The organism is Mesorhizobium yinganensis (assembly GCF_040081985.1).
GTDB lineage: Bacteria > Pseudomonadota > Alphaproteobacteria > Rhizobiales > Rhizobiaceae > Kumtagia > Kumtagia yinganensis.
Window position 1 is genome coordinate 260,324 of record NZ_JBEBMH010000006.1, and the last position, 17,772, is coordinate 278,095.

The 17,772-nt window shown below is 62.4% G+C and carries 15 protein-coding genes and 1 pseudogene; 11 read left to right on the forward strand and 5 right to left on the reverse strand.

Going from position 1 to position 17,772, the window contains the following annotated elements:
- The first annotated feature begins 34 nt into the window (after positions 1 to 34).
- A complete protein-coding gene (locus ABMA59_RS14745) occupies positions 35 to 850 on the forward strand; it encodes a hypothetical protein (protein WP_349006115.1) in 816 nt (271 codons plus the stop codon).
- A gap of 599 nt (positions 851 to 1,449) precedes the next feature.
- Positions 1,450 to 2,040: pseudogene (locus ABMA59_RS14750) on the forward strand (DNA-processing protein DprA); the annotation flags it as partial.
- Here ABMA59_RS14750 and ABMA59_RS14755 read toward each other — a convergent pair.
- Positions 2,002 to 2,205 (reverse strand): hypothetical protein, encoded by a 204-nt coding sequence (locus tag ABMA59_RS14755; protein ID WP_349006116.1) that lies wholly within the window; start codon positions 2,203 to 2,205, stop codon positions 2,002 to 2,004. The pseudogene ABMA59_RS14750 and the gene ABMA59_RS14755 sit on opposite strands and share 39 nt — an antisense overlap.
- A 288-nt stretch (positions 2,206 to 2,493) precedes the next feature.
- Here ABMA59_RS14755 and topA point away from each other — a divergent pair, with 288 nt between their 5' ends.
- The 7 genes from topA (at position 2,494) to ABMA59_RS14790 (ending at position 10,710) form a co-directional block, all read left to right on the forward strand.
- Positions 2,494 to 5,148: a type I DNA topoisomerase gene (gene topA, locus ABMA59_RS14760; protein ID WP_349006117.1), complete on the forward strand. Its 2,655-nt coding sequence runs from the start codon at positions 2,494 to 2,496 to the stop codon at positions 5,146 to 5,148.
- A gap of 6 nt (positions 5,149 to 5,154) precedes the next feature.
- Positions 5,155 to 7,473, forward strand: coding sequence for a ribonuclease R (gene rnr, locus ABMA59_RS14765; RefSeq protein ID WP_349006118.1), 2,319 nt, complete (start codon positions 5,155 to 5,157; stop codon positions 7,471 to 7,473).
- A gap of 2 nt (positions 7,474 to 7,475) precedes the next feature.
- Positions 7,476 to 7,910, forward strand: a complete 435-nt coding sequence (locus tag ABMA59_RS14770; RefSeq protein WP_349006119.1) for a DUF983 domain-containing protein — start codon at positions 7,476 to 7,478, stop codon at positions 7,908 to 7,910.
- A 99-nt stretch (positions 7,911 to 8,009) separates the two neighbouring features.
- Entirely contained in the window at positions 8,010 to 8,750 is a 741-nt protein-coding gene (locus tag ABMA59_RS14775) for an NUDIX hydrolase (RefSeq protein WP_349006120.1), read from the forward strand.
- A gap of 56 nt (positions 8,751 to 8,806) precedes the next feature.
- On the forward strand, positions 8,807 to 9,955 hold the full coding sequence (locus ABMA59_RS14780) for an MFS transporter (RefSeq protein ID WP_349006121.1): 1,149 nt from the start codon (positions 8,807 to 8,809) through the stop codon (positions 9,953 to 9,955).
- 100 nt (positions 9,956 to 10,055) lie between these two features.
- Complete coding sequence (gene rpmG / locus ABMA59_RS14785) at positions 10,056 to 10,223, forward strand: 50S ribosomal protein L33 (RefSeq protein WP_349006122.1); 168 nt, start codon at positions 10,056 to 10,058, stop codon at positions 10,221 to 10,223.
- Between the two features lie 199 nt (positions 10,224 to 10,422).
- Positions 10,423 to 10,710, forward strand: coding sequence for a hypothetical protein (locus ABMA59_RS14790; protein ID WP_349006123.1), 288 nt, complete (start codon positions 10,423 to 10,425; stop codon positions 10,708 to 10,710).
- A gap of 516 nt (positions 10,711 to 11,226) precedes the next feature.
- Here the strand turns inward: ABMA59_RS14790 and ABMA59_RS14795 are convergent.
- Together ABMA59_RS14795 and ABMA59_RS14800 are read right to left on the reverse strand one after the other, a co-directional pair.
- Positions 11,227 to 12,600, reverse strand: coding sequence for a PleD family two-component system response regulator (locus ABMA59_RS14795; RefSeq protein WP_349006124.1), 1,374 nt, complete (start codon positions 12,598 to 12,600; stop codon positions 11,227 to 11,229).
- Between the two features lie 37 nt (positions 12,601 to 12,637).
- Positions 12,638 to 13,009 (reverse strand): response regulator, encoded by a 372-nt coding sequence (locus ABMA59_RS14800; RefSeq protein ID WP_349006125.1) that lies wholly within the window; start codon positions 13,007 to 13,009, stop codon positions 12,638 to 12,640.
- Between the two features lie 216 nt (positions 13,010 to 13,225).
- On the opposite strand from ABMA59_RS14800, the gene ABMA59_RS14805 reads away from it, so the two are divergent.
- The gene (locus ABMA59_RS14805) at positions 13,226 to 13,522 is read left to right on the forward strand and encodes a DUF3572 domain-containing protein (protein WP_349006126.1); all 297 of its coding nucleotides are present in this window, start codon (positions 13,226 to 13,228) and stop codon (positions 13,520 to 13,522) included.
- Positions 13,519 to 14,172, forward strand: coding sequence for a hypothetical protein (locus tag ABMA59_RS14810; protein ID WP_349006127.1), 654 nt, complete (start codon positions 13,519 to 13,521; stop codon positions 14,170 to 14,172). The genes ABMA59_RS14805 and ABMA59_RS14810 overlap by 4 nt, the downstream gene beginning before the upstream one ends.
- A 261-nt stretch (positions 14,173 to 14,433) precedes the next feature.
- On the opposite strand, the gene ABMA59_RS14815 is transcribed toward ABMA59_RS14810, so the two are convergent.
- Both ABMA59_RS14815 and ABMA59_RS14820 read right to left on the reverse strand, forming a co-directional pair.
- A complete protein-coding gene (locus ABMA59_RS14815; protein WP_349006128.1) occupies positions 14,434 to 16,923 on the reverse strand; it encodes a M10 family metallopeptidase C-terminal domain-containing protein in 2,490 nt (829 codons plus the stop codon).
- 261 nt (positions 16,924 to 17,184) lie between these two features.
- Positions 17,185 to 17,760, reverse strand: coding sequence for a GNAT family N-acetyltransferase (locus ABMA59_RS14820; protein ID WP_349006129.1), 576 nt, complete (start codon positions 17,758 to 17,760; stop codon positions 17,185 to 17,187).
- Positions 17,761 to 17,772 lie beyond the last annotated feature (12 nt).

Sequence of the window (17,772 nt, forward strand, 5' to 3'; positions counted from 1 at the left end):
CAGTGATGACACTCGAGTACTGAGGTGGGGGAGCATGTCACTCGATCTATGGGACGTCGGAACATACGATGCTGATATTGAGGACTGGTTGCATCGACACAAATCACTGATACTCGGCTACTTCGATTTCGAAAAAAAGCGCGACGAGGAAATGGAAAAGGAGGCACGGTGGAGTGCTTCCCCACCCAACCCTTATTCCGCAGACTATCTTCGTGCCAGAGAGGACTTGGCTGGCATCTTGGCGAGCAAAGAAATTCGTGTGTTTCATTATAGCAGGATGACGGATCGCGAGGTAAAATCGCTTGTCTCAAACGGTATTGTTCCCACTTCTTCGAGCTTCTTGAAAGAGAGAATTGACCACATCGTCGAGGAAGGGCTTTTGTCGAAGGAACAGGGTGGGAGAATATTTGCGGAGAGTCCACTTCATTTTGCCGATAGTGGTATTCGCAAAGGGTTCTGGACAACCACTGTACCCTTTCAACCCAGCGATGGTGCGGTTAATCTTCTAGTCGGGTTTTGGGGGGGCGAATCGGCGTACTGGCGTTTTACGGGCGCTCGCGATGAAGGTATGTTAGATGTGTTGCGGGGGATTGGTCGAGGCCGCATCCTGGAAATCTTGGTGCCGCTCCTAAACGCAAATAGCGGGCGGGCTGCTTTTTCTGTCGGTGAGGTTGTGATAAAGCAATACGCCCAATCCCTTGGTTGTGAACTGTGGCCGGAAGGTCGTGATATCTGCGTCGATCATACAATTCCGGGATCGAAAGTGCTACGTGTCCACTCCGAGGGCGAAAAGACTTATAGCCAGTTCGGCAAAACGTACCCCGAAAGCTATTCTCCGCCGAATGCATAATTCCCAATTTTGCCGACCAGGCACGGCGTTTGCGTTCGGGGGCCTGTAACGTCGCCCGGCAGACGGGGATTTCTCTCAACAGGCTTCGCCGCTCCCAAGTCGTGTTCCGTGGTGGTTGCTGTCCTCCTGTTTCACTTCTGCCAGCATTGGGCGGACTTCCTGCCCGCTACCGCGACGAGCGGACGGAGGAATTTGGGCCTCGTTTGGGTTGAGCAAACCGTGGACACTTTTTGAGGACAACTAGGGCCACTGTCGGTCTTGGCCAGTATGAACTCCGCCCCAGTTGAGCTCTTTTTGGGTCCCTCCGACGCTAGCGGGTCGCGACCCTTTTTGGGAAAATCTGTTTCAGGATTTACGCATATGCAGATTAGCCTATTTCCCCCGTAGGGTACCTCATGCCTCCGCTTTCGCCTTACTATATCGCGAAAACTTGACGGACATCCGGTACAGAAAATCGTACATGCCGGTACAGTGCCCAAGCCCGAAGCCCTTGTAACACAAGGCCTCCTTAGCGCCCCCGATCCCGGTCAGGAGGCCCAATCTGAGCCGCCTTGAAGCTATGCGTTTTTTGCATTTCGTAGATTGACCACTAAGGTCGTCCCTACCCGCCCGAAAACATCGGCCTGTGCGAGCGCATCGCCGAGAGCGGCGCCGTCGTCACCGAGATGCCGTTCGGCTGGGAACCACGCGCGCAGGATTTTCCACGCCGCAACCGCGTCGTGGCCGGGCTAGGCCTTGGGCTTGTGGTGGTCGAAGCTGCTCGGCGTTCGGGCTCGCTGATCAGCGCGCGGCTGGCCAATGAGATGGGGCGAATCGTCTTCTCCGTCCCCGGTTCACCGCTCGATCCGCGCGCCGAGGGCGCCAACAAGCTGCTGAAGGAAGGCGCCGTGCTGGTGACGTCAGCGGAAGACATATTGGACGCGCTGGCGCCGCTGACATTGACCGAATCGCCGCCGGAGATCGACCTCGACGAGTCGCCCGACTTTTCGGACGCGCCCGTGCCCGCGCAGACGGACCGCGCCAAGATCTTGGAGGCGCTCGGCCCTGTGCCGAGCAGCGTCGACGAATTGATCTGGCACACCGGTCTGCACCCGGCCCAGGTATTCATGATCCTGCTTGAACTGGACCTCGCGGGGCGGCTGGAGCGCCACTCAGGCGGCGCTGTCTCGCTTGTCTTCCCCGACCCGTAGCCGTCGTTCGTTGGTGGCGATGTCGCTGACTTCGAGATAGGCCATTTCTATGAGATAGGCGAGCATGTCGCATCGCTCCGCCTCGGCCATGCCCCGCAACTGGCGGAGCATGGACTGGATATAGTCGAGTTGTTCCGTTCGGCGTTTTCCGTGTGATTGACTCATGTTTCCCCCAACCCCGATTGGGCGCGGAGCCTGCTATAGGCCCGGTCCGGCAAATGCATTACCTCATTATACAATCATAAGTCGTATCCAATTTTACCATATAAATCTGAAATTGCAAGGAATGTTTACCTATGCCCTGGGTTGTATCGGGTGGCGTGGAAGAGCATTTCGGTCGCGACCCTTGACCAACGGGCTTCGGACAGCCATGTGACGAACCCGAAACGGATTGCGGACGGCTGGGAGCCGCGTCGACTGGGGGCAATCCACCTAGCGGAAAAACGGGAATCCATGGACGTCGTCGTCGTCGAATCGCCTGCCAAGGCCAAGACAATCAACAAGTATCTCGGCCGCAACTATAAGGTTCTGGCCTCCTACGGCCATGTCCGCGACTTGCCGGCCAAGGATGGATCGGTGCGGCCCGATGAGGACTTCGCCATGTCGTGGGAGGTGGACGGCCCTTCTTCCAAACGGCTCGGCGACATTGCTAAGGCGGTGAAGGAAGCCGATGGCCTGATCCTCGCCACCGACCCGGATCGCGAGGGCGAGGCCATCTCCTGGCACGTCCTGGAGGTGCTGCAACAGAAACGTGCACTGAAGGGCAAGCCGGTCAGCCGCGTCGTCTTCAATGCCATCACCAAGCAGTCGGTGCTGGATGCGATGGCCAATCCCCGCCAGATCGACGTGCCGCTGGTCGATGCTTATCTGGCGCGCCGGGCGTTGGACTATCTGGTCGGTTTCACGCTGTCGCCGGTGCTGTGGCGCAAGCTGCCGGGAGCCCGCTCAGCCGGCCGCGTCCAGTCGGTGGCTCTCAGGCTGGTCTGCGACCGCGAGGCCGAGATCGAGCGTTTCGTCCGCCAGGAATACTGGCAGATCGCGGCAACGCTGGCGACGCCGCGCGCCGATCTGTTCGAGGCGCGGCTGACCGGCTTCGACGGCAAGCGGCTGCAAAAGCTCGACATCAACAACGCGGAACAGGCCAACGGCATCAAGGCGATGCTGGAGGGGGGAACCTTCCGGGCGCTTTCGGTCGACGCAAAGCCGACGAAACGCAATCCCGGCCCGCCGTTCACAACGTCGACCTTGCAGCAGGCGGCGTCGTCGCGCCTCGGCTTTTCCGCCGTGCGCACCATGCAGATCGCCCAGCGCCTCTACGAAGGCCTGGACATGGGCGGCGAGACGGCCGGCCTGATCACCTATATGCGTACGGACGGCGTGCAGATGGCGCCCGAGGCGATCTCCGCGGCCCGCGGCGCGATCGCGAAAGAGTTCGGCGAAAAATACCTGCCGGAAAAACCGCGCTACTATTCGGCCAAGGCCAAGAACGCGCAGGAAGCGCACGAGGCTATCCGCCCGACCGATTTTTCCCGCACGCCGGCGGAGATGCGCAGATATCTCGATGCGGACCAGGCGCGGCTCTACGAGATGATCTGGAAGCGCGCCATCGCCAGCCAGATGCAGCCGGCCGAGATCGAGCGCACCACCGTCGAGATCGAGGCGGTCAATGGCGCGCGCACGGCCGCGTTGCGCGCCGTCGGCTCGGTGATCCGCTTCGACGGTTTCATCGCCGCCTATACCGACCAGAAGGAAGAAGACGCGACTGACGATGATGAAGGCGGCCGCCTGCCGGAAATCCGGGCCGGCGAAGCGCTCGACCGCAAGTCTATCCAGGCGACGCAGCATTCGACCGAACCGCCGCCGCGCTATTCGGAAGCCACGCTGATCAAGAAGATGGAGGAACTCGGCATCGGCCGTCCCTCCACCTATACGGCGATCCTGAAGACGCTCGAAGACCGCGAATACGTCATCATCGACAAGCGTAAGCTGATCCCGCATTCGCGTGGACGCCTGCTGTCGGCCTTCCTCGAAAGCTTCTTCGCCAAATATGTGGAGTACGACTTCACCGCCGGGCTGGAGGAAAAGCTCGACGAGATTTCCGACGGCAAGCTGGTCTGGAAGGATGTTCTGCGCGATTTCTGGAGAGATTTTTCGGCGGCCATCGCCGAGACCAAGGATTTGCGCGTCGGCGACGTGCTGGAGACGCTGAACGAGGAACTGGCGCCGCTGATCTTCCCCGCGCGGGAAGACGGTTCCAACCCGCGCGTCTGTCCGAAATGCGGCGTCGGCACGCTGTCGCTCAGGCTCGGCAAATACGGTGCCTTCGTCGGCTGCTCGAACTATCCGGAATGCGGCTATACCCGTCAGCTCGGCGACGCCGCCAATGGCGAGGGAGAGAACGGCCAGGCCGAGGACAATGGCACCAAGGTGCTGGGCAAGGATCCCTACACCAACGAGGAGATCACGCTGCGCAGCGGCCGCTTCGGCCCCTACATCCAGCGCGGCGACGGCAAGGACGCAAAACGCTCCAGCCTGCCGAAAGGCTGGACGGTGGATTCCATCGACCACGAGAAGGCGCTGGCCTTGCTGTCACTGCCGCGCGATGTCGGAAAACATCCCGAGAGCGGCAAGATGATCTCCGCCGGGCTCGGCCGCTACGGGCCGTTCGTGCTGCATGACGGCACCTACGCCAACCTGGACAGCATCGAGGACGTATTCTCGATCGGTCTGAACCGGGCGGTCACGGTGATTGCTGACAAGCAGTCCAAGGGCAAAGGCGCGCGCGGTGGCACGCCGGCGGCACTCAAGGATCTCGGCGAACATCCGGATGGCGGCGGCAAGGTCACGGTGCGCGACGGCAAATACGGCCCCTACGTCAACTTCGCCAAGGTCAATGCGACACTGCCCAAGGGCAAGGACCCGGCATCGGTCACCATGGAGGAAGCGCTGGTGCTGATCGCCGAGCGCGAAGCCAAGACCGGAGGCGGCAAGAAGCCGGCCAGCGCAAGACGGCCGGCGGCCAAGGCGACTGCGAAGAAATCCGACGCAAAAACGTCGGCGGCGAAGAAACCTGCCGCGAAAAAGGCTGCGGCGCAGAAAAAGGAATAGTCCCGGTTGGCGAAAAAACCGTCTCCGCCGAGAGGGGAAAGCGGCAAAAGCCCAGCCTACGGGCCGGGCGCGCATCCGAGGACGGCGGGCGATTTTCGGCCCAGCCGCGAAGAGCTTCTCACCTATATCGATGAGAACCCGGACAAGAGCGGCAAGCGCGATCTCGCCCGCGCCTTCTCGCTGAAAGGGGCGGACCGCGTCTGGCTCAAGGACACGCTGGCCGATCTCCACGACGAAGGCCTGATCGAGAAGGACAAGAAGCGGCTGAAGCGTCCGGGCTCCCTGCCCCACGTAACGGTGCTCGACATCTTTTCCCGAGACAGCGACGGCAACCTTTTGGCGCGTCCCGCCGAGCGCGACGCCTCTGATACCCCCGTGGTGGTCGCCATCAAGACGGCCAAGGCGAGCCGCGGCTCGGCGCCCGGCATCGGCGACCGCGTGCTGGCGAAAACCTTCCGCAACGAAGGCCCGGGACCTGCCTATACCGCGCGGGTGATGAAGGTGTTCGAGAAGCGGGCCGAGACCGAGCTCGGCGTGTTCCGCACCTTGTCCGGCGGCGGGCTTCGCATCGTTCCGGTCGAGCGCGGTCGGCCCGAATTCGAGGTGGCGGAGGAGTTCCGCAACGGCGCCCGCGACGGCGACCTGGTCGAGATCGAGACGGGGCGGTCGACGCGCTACGGCCTGCCGCAGGCGAAGGTCGTCACGGTGCTGGGCTCGCTGACCAGCGAGAAGGCGGTCTCGATGATCGCCATCCACGCCCATGGCATCCCGCACATTTTTCCGCGCGAGGTGGTCGCGGAGGCGGAAGCCGCCCAGCCCGCCACCATGGATGGCCGCGAGGACTGGCGCGAACTGCCGCTGCTGACCATCGATCCGGCCGACGCCAAGGACCATGACGACGCCGTCCACGCCACGCCCGACACCGATCCGGCCAACCCCGGCGGCGTCATCGCCACCGTCGCCATCGCGGATGTCGCGTCCTACGTGCGGCCGGGGACCGCGCTCGACCGCGAGGCGCTGAACCGTGGCAACTCCGTCTATTTTCCGGACCGCGTCGTGCCGATGCTGCCCGAACGGATTTCCAATGACCTCTGCTCGCTAAAGGAGGGCGTCGATCGCCCGGCGCTCGCCTTGCGCATGACATTCGCCGCCGACGGCCGCAAGCTGCGCCACAGCTTCCACCGCGTCATGATGCGCTCGGTCGCCAAACTTGCCTACGCCCAGGCGCAGGCGGCGATCGACGGCGTGACCGACGAGAAGACCGCGCCGCTGCTCGATCCGGTGCTGAAGCCGCTATGGGACGGCTACGCCGTTCTGAAGCGGGGCCGCGACAAGCGCGGGCCGCTCGACCTCGACCTGCCGGAGCGCAAAATCCTGCTGAAGCCGGACGGAACGGTCGATCGCGTCATCGTGCCGGAGCGCCTCGACGCCCATAAACTGATCGAGGAGTTCATGATCCAGGCCAATGTCTCGGCGGCCGAGACCCTGGAGGCCAAGCGGCAGAAACTCGTCTACCGCGTCCACGACTCGCCCTCGCTGGTGAAGCAGGAATCGCTGCGCGAGTTCCTGCATTCCATCGGCATCTCGCTGGCGCGCGGCGCCGAACTGCGCACCCAGCAGTTCAACTCCATCCTCGACCGGGTCCGCGACGGCGAACATGAAGGGCTGGTCAACGAGGTGGTGCTGCGCACCCAGAGCCAGGCCGTCTATTCGCCCGACAATCTCGGCCATTTCGGCCTGAACCTGCGCCGCTACGCGCATTTCACCTCGCCGATCCGCCGCTATGCCGACCTCATCGTGCACCGGGCGCTGATCTCAGCACTTTCGCTCGGCAAGGACGGGCTGACGGCGACGGAGGAAGCGCGGCTGGAGGATATGTCCGAACTGATCTCGACCACCGAGCGGCGCGCCATGGCCGCCGAACGCCAGACCGTCGACCGGCTGATCGCCGCGCATCTGGCCGAACAGATCAATGGCGAATTCGACGGCCGCGTCTCCGGCGTCACCAAGGCGGGACTATTTGTCCAATTGCCGCAGTACGGAACCGATGGCTTTGTGCCCGTCGCAACACTCGACGGCGATTACTATATCTTCGACGAGACGGCGCGGGCCCTGGTGGGCGAACGGACGGGCAAGGGATATCAGCTTGCCGACGCCGTGCTGGTGAAACTCGTCGAGGTCGCGCCGCTGGCCGGCGCGCTCCGCTTCGAGATGCTGAGCGAGCCGAAGCCCCTGCCGGGCGCCAAACGGTCGTTTCATAAAGCGAAGGCCCGGCAGAAGCGCGGGCGCGCCACCATGTCGCGGGGCCCTCGCGGCAGGAGATGACGATGGAAGAACAGGTTTTCGGCGGGATCAATCATACCGGCAGGGTGGCTCGCCCGCTGTGGACGGCGATGAAGCGCGGTTTTCTCGGACGCTGCCCGCATTGCGGCGAGGGCAAACTGTTCCGTTCGTTCCTGAAGACCGTGGACCGCTGCGAGCATTGCCATGAGGAAATGTTTCACCACCGCGCCGACGACCTGCCCGCCTATCTGGTGGTGGTCATCGTCGGCCATGTGGTCGTCGGCGCCTTCATGGGCGTCGAGGCGACGAGCACGCTCTCGACCTGGCAGCATCTGGCCATCTGGGTGCCGCTCACCATCATCATGGCGCTGGCGCTGCTGCGGCCGGTCAAGGGCGCTGTCGTCGGACTGCAATGGGCGCTCTATATGCACGGCTTCGGTGGCGAGCACGATCTGATCGAACAGCACCCGGAGGCGTGATTTCCAGCGCCGGATCCGAAGCTGAAACCTCCTCTGGTCTAAGTTTTCCGATCAAAAGAGTGGTTCCATCGCCGTCTTCGCTCCGCTAAGGGAAGCCTTATGGACGGAATGAGCCGAACCGACCTCGACAAGGCCGAAGCCAAGGATTTCGCGCTCGGCAAGGGACCGTTGCGCCCGCGTGACGCGGCGACCCTGATCCTGCTCGAGCGCCAGCATGGCGCGGTGAAGGTGCTGATGGGCCGCCGCCACGCACGCCACGCCTTCATGCCCGGAAAATTCGTCTTCCCCGGCGGCCGCACGGACCCCGGCGACAGTTTTGTGCCGGTCGCCGAAGACCTGCACCCCGATGAGCAACAAAACCTCCTACGGCGTGCCGGCCGGACAAGTCCGGTTCGCGCCCGTGCCATAGCCCTTTCGGCCGTCCGCGAAACCTATGAGGAGGCCGGGCTGCTGATCGGCCACAAGGCGCCCTTCAAGACGCCGAAGCCCGGCTGGCAGGGGTTCGCCGAAAACGGCATCGCGCCCTCGCTGGAGGGGCTCCGTTATCTCGTCCGCGCCATCACCCCGCCGGGACGGGTGCGCCGTTTCGATACACGTTTTCTCGCTGCCTGGCGTGACGCGGTCGCCGTGGAACTGCCCGGCGGCGGGCCGACGGAGGAGTTGGAGGAACTCGTCTGGCTGCCGCTGGACGAGGCCAAGCAGGCCGATATCCCGACGATCACGCGAACCGTTCTCGGCGAACTCGAGCAACGGCTGGCCTTCGATCCGCTGTTGCGGCCCGGTGGAGCGGTCCCGTTCTATCGCATGGTCCGCAACCGCTTCATCCGCGAAATCCTCTAGCAGATACCAGTTCCGACATGAACCGCAGTGCTCATCCCGGGGACGAACACGTGCACATGCAGTGGCTGCCGATTTCGGCGGCCATCGCATCGATCAGCGTGGTCGGCATCGCCATTGGCCTCGGCATGCCGCTGCTCAGCGTCATCCTTGAGACTCGCGGCTATTCGGCAAGCATGATCGGGCTGAACACCGCCATCGCCGGTGTTGCCTCGATCGTCGGCGCGCCAATGGCCACGCCGCTGGCGATGCGATTCGGCGTGGTCTGGACCATGGCCGCCATGATTCTGTTCGGCGCGCTGGCCTTCATGGGCTTCTACTTCGCCACCGCCTTCTGGATGTGGTTCCCGCTGCGCGTGGTGCTGCACATCGCGCTCACCGTACTCTTCATCCTTTCCGAATTCTGGATCTCCTCCTCGGCGCCACCGCATCGGCGCGGTTTCGTGCTCGGCATCTACGCCACCGTGCTGTCGCTCGGCTTCGCGCTCGGCCCGTGGCTGTTCTCACGCATCGGCAGCGGCGGTTTCGCACCGTTCGGCACCGTGTTCGTGCTGGTGATGATCGCGCTGGTGCCGGTTATCGCTGCCTGGCGCCAGAGCCCGGACATCCACCCAAGCGGCGACGAGAGCGGCCATTTCCTGCGCTATATCTGGCTGGTGCCGACGGCCACCGCCGCGGTCTTGGTGTTCGGCGCCGTCGAAACCGGCGGGTTCGCCCTTTTCCCGGTCTACGGCGCGCGAAGCGGCTATTCGGAGGGCGAAGCCGCTCTGCTCCTCACCATGATCGGCCTCGGCAACGTGCTGATGCAGATTCCGATCGGCATGCTGAGCGACCGTATGCCCGACCGCCGCTACCTGCTTCTGGGCTGTGCGATCGTGGGCCTGGCCGGCATGATCTTCCTGCCCACCGTGGTCGGCAACTGGTACATCATGGCCGCTGTGCTGTTCGTCTGGGGCGGCATGGTTGCCGCGCTTTATACGGTCGGTCTCGCCCATCTCGGCTCGCGGCTCTCCGGCCATGAACTGGCCAATGCCAACGCCGCCTTCGTGCTGTGTTACGGGCTGGGCATGGTGCTGGGGCCGCAGGCGATCGGCATCGGCATGGACCTGTTCGGCAACGAGGGTTTCGCCGGCGCGCTGGCGCTTTTCTTCCTGTTCTATATCGTGCTTGCCATAACCCGCATCGCCGCGTCGCGCCGCCGCTCTTGACTTTCCGGCACCGATCTTTATGTGTCGCGGCAGTTTTCCGCGCCGGGGTTCCGCCCCTTAGAGGCGGTTCGAACCCCAGTCTGTTGAACGGAACCTTTCCATGGCAAAAGCCGCGAACATCAAGATCAAGCTGCTCTCCACCGCCGACACCGGCTTTTTCTACGTGACGAGCAAGAACAGCCGCACCAAGACCGACAAGTTCACCTTCCGCAAGTACGATCCGATCGCGAAGAAGCACGTCGAGTTCAAGGAAACGAAGATCAAGTAATCTTCGTCCTCCAATATGCCGTCGAAGCCGCCTCCGGGCGGCTTTTTCGTTTCTGTGGCGGCCGATCTCTCCGCCGGCCCCTCCTGTGGCAGCGCACAAGCGTTTGCGGCCCGTCGGTCTGGCCCAGAACAAGGTCAGCGCTTCTCCTTGTACGGTCGACAGCATCCGACGATGATGGCCGAAGCGAGAGGAGAAGGCGATGAAACCCATAGCCTACGCCATCCCGATGCTTCTTCTGGCATCAGCCGCCGGCGCGGACCCGTCCTACACCGTCACCAACATGACCTGCAAAGCAGTCCAGGCGGCAGTGAAATCCAGCGGCTCGGCGATTCTGCGGTACCGGTCAAAGACAAGCGGCGCGCCCCTTTACAGCCGCTATGTGGCGGATTCGAACTACTGCGATTCCCGCACCACCATCGCGTTTGGCAGCGTGCCGACCAAGGACAACAAGTCTTGCCCGGTCAAGAAGTGCATATCGGCTTACTGACAACAGCGCCGATATTTCACAACCTGTTCGCGGCGCATCATTGGCAACTATGCGCAAATCTTATCGCAAGGAAGGAAGCGATGGGGGCCGGCCGGCTATCTGGCAGCGGTACGAGGAGGCCACTGTGTGCCAGCGCCGGCCGGCCGACCCCACGGACCCAGGAGATGCGGCGGACCTGAGCATCATGGGGTAACTCTGACAGCGCCAGACTAGGCCTTTCAATATGGCGCTTTCTTGTTCCTGAACGTGATCGTCGCGCAAGAAGACTTAAAAATCAATCATTTCTTAACCAAACCGCGCAAAGCGCTGCTATTAAGGTAAACACGAAACCTTAGCCAGCAGGCGGGAAACGGTCAAAAAGCCGCAAAAATGGACGTGGACCGTCCAGAGAATATGCGCCATTTCAACATGATACGGCGGCGATCTAGAGCGAAATGCGATGACCATAAATCGTTCGGTCTCGCTCTATAATTGCATCGATTGCTCGCAAAAAGTTGATGCAAATATTTGCAACTTTTAGGCGGCCTTCGCCACGACCCTGTTGCGGCCGCCGCTCTTGGCTTCATAGACGGCAAGGTCGGCCCGCTTCATCAAATCCTCGACCGTATCCCTCCTTCGCTGCACCGAGGAAACGCCGACACTGATGGTCAAACCGACCGTCACGGCATCCTTGCCGACCGTGAACGGGTTGCGTTCTATTTCTGCGCGGATGCGTTCAGCCACCTTCTCGGCGATCGAGGCTTCCGTGTCGGGCATCACGACGACGAACTCCTCGCCGCCATAGCGGCAAGCAAGGTCGATGCCGCGTACGTTCTTGCGCAGCCGCCCGGCGAACTCGCGCAGCACGTCGTCGCCGCCATCGTGACCATGCGTATCGTTGATCGACTTGAAGCGGTCGAGGTCGAGGACGAGCACCGAAAGCGGGCGGCGCCGGGAAACCGCGCGGTCGAACAACGTCCTCAAATGGCTGTCGAGATAGCGCCGGTTGTGCAGGCCCGTAAGCCCGTCGGTCACCGCCATCTCGATGGTCTGGGTCACGCTTGCGCGCAGATGATCGTTGTAGCGCTTGCGTTTGACCTGGGTACGCAGCCGCGCCGTCAGTTCCTGCTCGTCGATCGGCCGCACCAGATAGTCGTTCACGCCGAGTTCCAGGCCACGGATGATCCGGTTCTCGTCGCCGACATCGGCGAGCAGGATGATCGGCAGGAAGCGGGTGCGGTCGACCGAGCGGAGCTGCGAGCAGAGCCGCAAGGGGTCGTAGTTGGCGAACGCCGTGGAAATCAGAACGCATTCATAGGGCTCTTCCGCCGCCTGGAAGAAGCCTGCCTGTGGATCGCTGACGACGTCGAGCTCGGCCTTGCCCGCCAGGAATTTGCGGATGGCATCGCAGGAGGAAGGCCGCTCGTCGATGAGCAGCACCTTCGGCGTCAGATCGTCCGCCGGCAGCCGCCGCGACAGCAATTCCTCGATCCCGATATTGCGTGTCGTCGCCGCGCGCAGGCGCAACTCGTCGGTCAGCATCTTCAGCCGCACGAGGCTTTTCACGCGCGTCATCAGTTGCAGGTCGTTGACCGGCTTTGTCAGAAAATCGTCGGCGCCCGACTCCAATCCGTTGACGCGGTCCGTGGTTTGCCCCAGCGCGGTGATCATGACGACCGGGATATGCGCCGTCGTCGGGTCGGCCTTCAGCCTGCGGCAGACCTCGAACCCATCCATACCGGGCATCATCACATCCAGCAGGACGACGTCGACCTTGCCGTTCTCGCAGGTTTCGATTGCGTCCTCGCCATTCGACGCCGTCAGCACCTCGAAATATTCGGCGAGCAGCCGCACTTCGAGAAGCTTCACGTTCGCCGGGATGTCGTCGACGACGAGGATGCGCGCGGTCATCGGCTGCAAGCACTCCGGTATGCGTCGGCCACGCCGATCATGCGTCGCCCAGGTAGGATTTGATCGTCTCGATGAAGCGCGGCACGGAGATCGGTTTTGAAATATAGGCCTCGCATCCACCCTGCCGGATGCGTTCCTCGTCCCCCTTCATGGCGAAGGCGGTCACTGCAATCACCGGGATCGTGTGTAGATCATCGTCCTGCTTCAGCCACTTGGTCACCTCGAGACCGGAAACCTCGGGCAACTGGATGTCCATCAGGATAAGGTCGGGGCGATGCAGGCGCGCCAGGTCGAGCGCCTCGAGGCCATTCCTCGTGCGCACGGTTTCGTAGCCGCTCGCCTCGATCAGGTCGCGGAAGAGCTTCATGTTGAGCTCGTTGTCCTCGACGATCATTACCTTTTTGGCCATTCGCCTATTCCCCGACGGGGACCGCACCTGCCGGGGCAGCCCGTTCCATCCGCAATCCCTGCGTCGAACCCCGCCGCACCCTAGCCGAAGAACATTGACGAAACGGAAACCGTTCCTAGCTGATTTCCGGCGATTTGCGGGACCGGTGTCGCCGGCTTGCAGGCAGCGTCTCGCGCCGCTACTGCATGACATAGGGATCGCTTACCGGAGTCGCCAGTGACGCGCAAACTCACATCGCAGGACGCCGAAGCGCTGGCCGTTTCGGCGCTGGTCTATGTCGCGAACGACCCGGTGCTGTTGCCGCGCTTTCTCGCACTCACCGGCATAGAGGCCCCTGCGATCCGCCAAGCTGCCCGCGAACCGGGTTTCCTCGCTGGCGTACTGCGCTTCATCCTGGCGCATGAACCGACGCTGACCGCCTTTGCCGAACATGCCGGCGTTGCGCCGGCAGCCGTCGGCGAGGCGCTGAAAGCCCTGCCGACCGGCGACGATCGCTATCTGGCCTCGACATGAGCGAGGATCCGGAGACCGCGCGCCAGATCGCCGAACTGTCGCTCGACACAAGGCCCTTGCTGGTGCTCGACGTCGATGACGTGCTGATGGAGTTCGTTCGCCCGTTCATGCTGTTCCTTGACGCGCAAGGTCTGGAACTGACGCTTGCGACCTTCCGCCTGCACGGCAACATCCGCGACAAGAAAACCGGCGAAGCGCTTGACCGCGAGCCGGTTTCCGCATTGATCGACGGTTTCTTCGCCGTTCAGGCCGAATGGCAGACGCCGCTCGAGGGTGCGGTCGGCGCGATAGCCGAACTGGCGCGACAGGCGGAGATCGTCATGCTCACCGCAATGCCGCACCGTCACCGCGCGACGCGCCGCGCGCATCTCGACCGGCTCGGTTTCCCCTACCCGCTGCTGACGACCGAGACAGCCAAGGGACCGGCGATCCGCGAACTCCGTGGCATGACTGCTCGCCCCGTCGCTTTCGTCGACGACATCCCGCACAATCTGGTCTCGGTGCGCGCCGCCGTCAGCGAGGCGCATCTTTTCCACCTGATGGCGCTGCCGCAGATGCGATCGTTGCTGCCGCCCCTTCCCGAGCAGATCGAGATCGTCGACGACTGGCGTGAGGCTGAACCGAGGATCGCGGCGGCGCTGGGCATCTGACCGGACGGGAATCCTGCGTACCCGCCGGTGCGAAACGCCTGAAATCGGGTGGCGCGGCAAGTCCGTCAGGGGTCCGCGTCAGGGCAAAAGGCGATTTTCAGCCGACATTCGCGACAACCCGATGGAATTGCTTGATCTTTCGGACTTGCCGCGAAGACCCCGAGGTCATTCGCCGCGCGGCATAACTTCGATCGAAAAATCCGTTTTCATAATAAATTCAAGATACTGTTCACGCCTACAAAAGTCACTCATCAAGTCCAGTCAAGCGACCAAAAAATCCGCATTGGTGAGCGCCAGTCCAGCGGTGACAATCGCGAACAATATACCGCTGCCAGAACCGATGCCGTTGGCGTCGTAATAAAGTTCGCCCGTATCGGTCTCATAGATGATACGGTCGGAGGCATCCCCTGCCAGTCCGGTCGTGTTCGCCCGGAACGCCGAAGCGACAAGCGTGCCGACGGAAAGCGCCGTGAAGATCGCATCCGACAAAAGAAAACGGTCATCCAAGACGCTGAAATCGCTTATCTTATCGACATTGTTGGAGCCGAGCGCCGTGGCGAAGACAAAGGTGTCATTTCCGGCAAGGCCACGCAGCGTATCGCTGCCGCCTTTGCCCTCAAGCCTGTTGTCGCCGTAGTTTCCGGTGACCACCTGGGCGATGTCGTTTCCGGCAAGAGCAATCGCCGTGGTCGCCGTGGAACCGTTGGTGCTCAAGAATTCGACATGAACACCCGCGGCAAGCTTGTAGTCGACGGCGGCCATCACCTTGTCACCTGTACCCTGCGACGAGGATTCGACGATCACATCCGCGGAATTGTAGACACGATAGATGTCGTTGCCGCCGAGCCCCCGCAGGATGTCCGCCTTGCCCGTCCCGCCGTCGTATAAAATGTTGGCGCCGGCATTGCCGGTTATGTCCTGGGCGAGCGTGTTGCCCGTAAGGTCGATCGCCGATGTACCGGCGGCGTTGTCGGTGGTCATGATCTCGACATGGACGCCGCTCCCGAGCGCGTAGTCGACCGCCGCGACAACCTTGTCGGCGGTTCCTTGCGTGGCGGATTCGACGATCACGTCCGCGGAATTGAACACGCGGTACGTGTCATTGCCGCCAAGACCGCGCAGGACGTCGGCCGCCCCCTTGCCGCCATCATGCAAGATATTGGCTCCGGCATTGCCGGTAATGTCCTGCTTCAACGCGTTGCCGGTCAGGTCGATAGCGGCCGTACCGGTCGAACCGTTGGTGGTCATGATCTCGACATAGACGCCGCTGCCGAGCACGTAATCGACCGCCGCCGTCACTCGGTCAGCCGTTCCGCCGCTCGCGGTTTCGGTGATCTTCGAGCCGGATGTATAGATCTGGTAGGTGTCGCTGCCGCCGAGCCCTTTCAGCGTGTCGGCCTTGCCGGCTCCGTCCCGCAGGATGTTGGCGGATGCATTGCCGATCAACGTATCGGCGCCCTTGCCGCCGCTCGCATTCTCGATCACCGCGCCGACGGCAATCGAGACATTGCCCTTGAAGCCGCCGATGCTGGAAAATTTGCCGTCGCGCAAATCGACGACCTGGTTCTGCGAAAAACCCGAAACGTTCAGCGTATCGTTGCCGCCGGCGTCCCAGATGCACAGGACCGGATCGGTGTTCTTGGCAAAGTTGTAGACATCCCCTGTATTGGCGCCGAAACCGTAAACCGAATTACCCGTCCGCGTCGACATGTTGGCGCCGTAGAGCTGCTGCAACGCCAATACGTCGAACAGCATCAGCGTGTCCGGATCGCTGCCGAAAGCCTCGGTGGTATTGGTCTCGAGGAAGTAACTCATTACCGTATACTGGTAGGAGTCCTCGATGAACTGAGCGTGCTTGCCATAGGTGATCTCGACGTCCGGATCGGCATTATAGTCGCCGGGGTGCGCGAAACCGATCGCATGGCCGATCTCGTGCAGAACGGTGGCATAAGAATACGTGCCACGCTCCAGATCGGTGGTGGAGACGCTCTGCTTGTTGAAGCGGACATCGCCAGCGGCGGCGGACGATGCCGTGGAACCCGGATAAAGCGCGTAAGCGCCTGATCCGTCCGTCCTGGAATTATAGTTCGAAAACAGCATCGTCGCGCTGTTGGTCACGCCGGTCGGATTCACTCGGGTGAAGGTGATGTTGGCAATCTCCTCATAGTCGCCGAGAGCCATTTCCACCGCTGCGATCTGCTGGGTGCTCAGCCGGCTGAAAGGCGCGCTGTCTCCGCCCGCGTCGGTGCTGTCCGAGAAACTGGAGCGCACGCCCCAGGTGACGGTGGCCGGCGTGCCGGGCGTGCTCCAGGACAGCACGATGCTGGTCAGGTCGCCCGCGCCCATCATCGCGTCATAGTGCGCCCTGCTCCCGAGGACGGCGGAAATCCCGTACTGGCCCGCGGAATCGTCGTCGAAGGGACCCGCATCGAGATAGTAGGTGCCGGTGGTGGTCGCCTTGTAGATGATGCTGGAGAACTGGTCCGGGCCGCTGTCGTCGTCCTCCAGCAGCAGCGCGCCGTTGCCGTTGCGCAAGCGCAGATACGGATCCTCCAGGCTGCCGTTGGTTACGCCCGTGGCGGCGAGCGCGAAAGTATAGGTCTGGCCCGCAACGAGATCGACCTTGTACCAATCGTGCTCGGTCACGCCGCCGCTTCTGGTCAAATATCCCTGCGCGGTCTGGCCAATGCCCAGCGTATAGGCTGTATTCCTGCCCGCAGCGGCGTCGGTCGTCTCGATGATATCCGTCATTAGTCCCCCTCAAAGGCCTGTCGATGCCGACGCCTTAGTGAATCGCATTAACACCTATGGTTGTTCCGCTTATGGCACGGGCACGTCCGGTTTGGTAAGCCGCAGTCTGCCCCTGTCAGAAACGAAGTTAAATTCACTCCGGCGCATGTCCCAGACGCCACACCTCATTTCCAAGCCAATCGGCTCGGCGGACTGGCGGCCGAGCCGATTGGAAAAGAAACGATCTGATTCTTCGCCCAACGGATCGACAATCATGCCGTTTCAGAACTCAAGCCTGACCAGCGGCCGCCCGGCCTTGCGCTCCGCGACCCGTGTGAAACCCGCCTTCTCGAACACCCGTGTCGAACCGACAAACAGACCGACGGAACGCGAATCCTTCGACTGGTCGATCGGGCAGGCCTCCAGCAGGCGTGCGCCATTTTCACGGGCAAACACGATGCCCGCGGCCACCAGCCGATGCGAAAGCCCCCTGCCCCGAGCCGAATTGCGGATGAAGAAACATGAGATCGCCCATATCATCGGATCGGCGCCGTGGTCCGGCTCCAGCGGTGCCGACACGCGGCCGGCATTGTTCCATTCCGGCACGTCGGCACGGGGCCCGACCTGCATCCAACCCACCGCCTTCTCGCCATCGAAGGCAAGCAGGCCGGGCGGCGGCCCGGCCTCTATTCGGGCGCGGATATGGTCCTTGTTGCGCTGCCGGTCATTCTCGCGGCGGATCGCCGGCCGCAAGCGGAAATGGGTGCACCAGCAACCATAGCACGCGCCCTGCCGGCCAAACAGGTCCTCGAAGGCCGGCCACATATCGGGCGTCAGCGGCTTGACGGTTTCCGGCATGGATTGTCCATC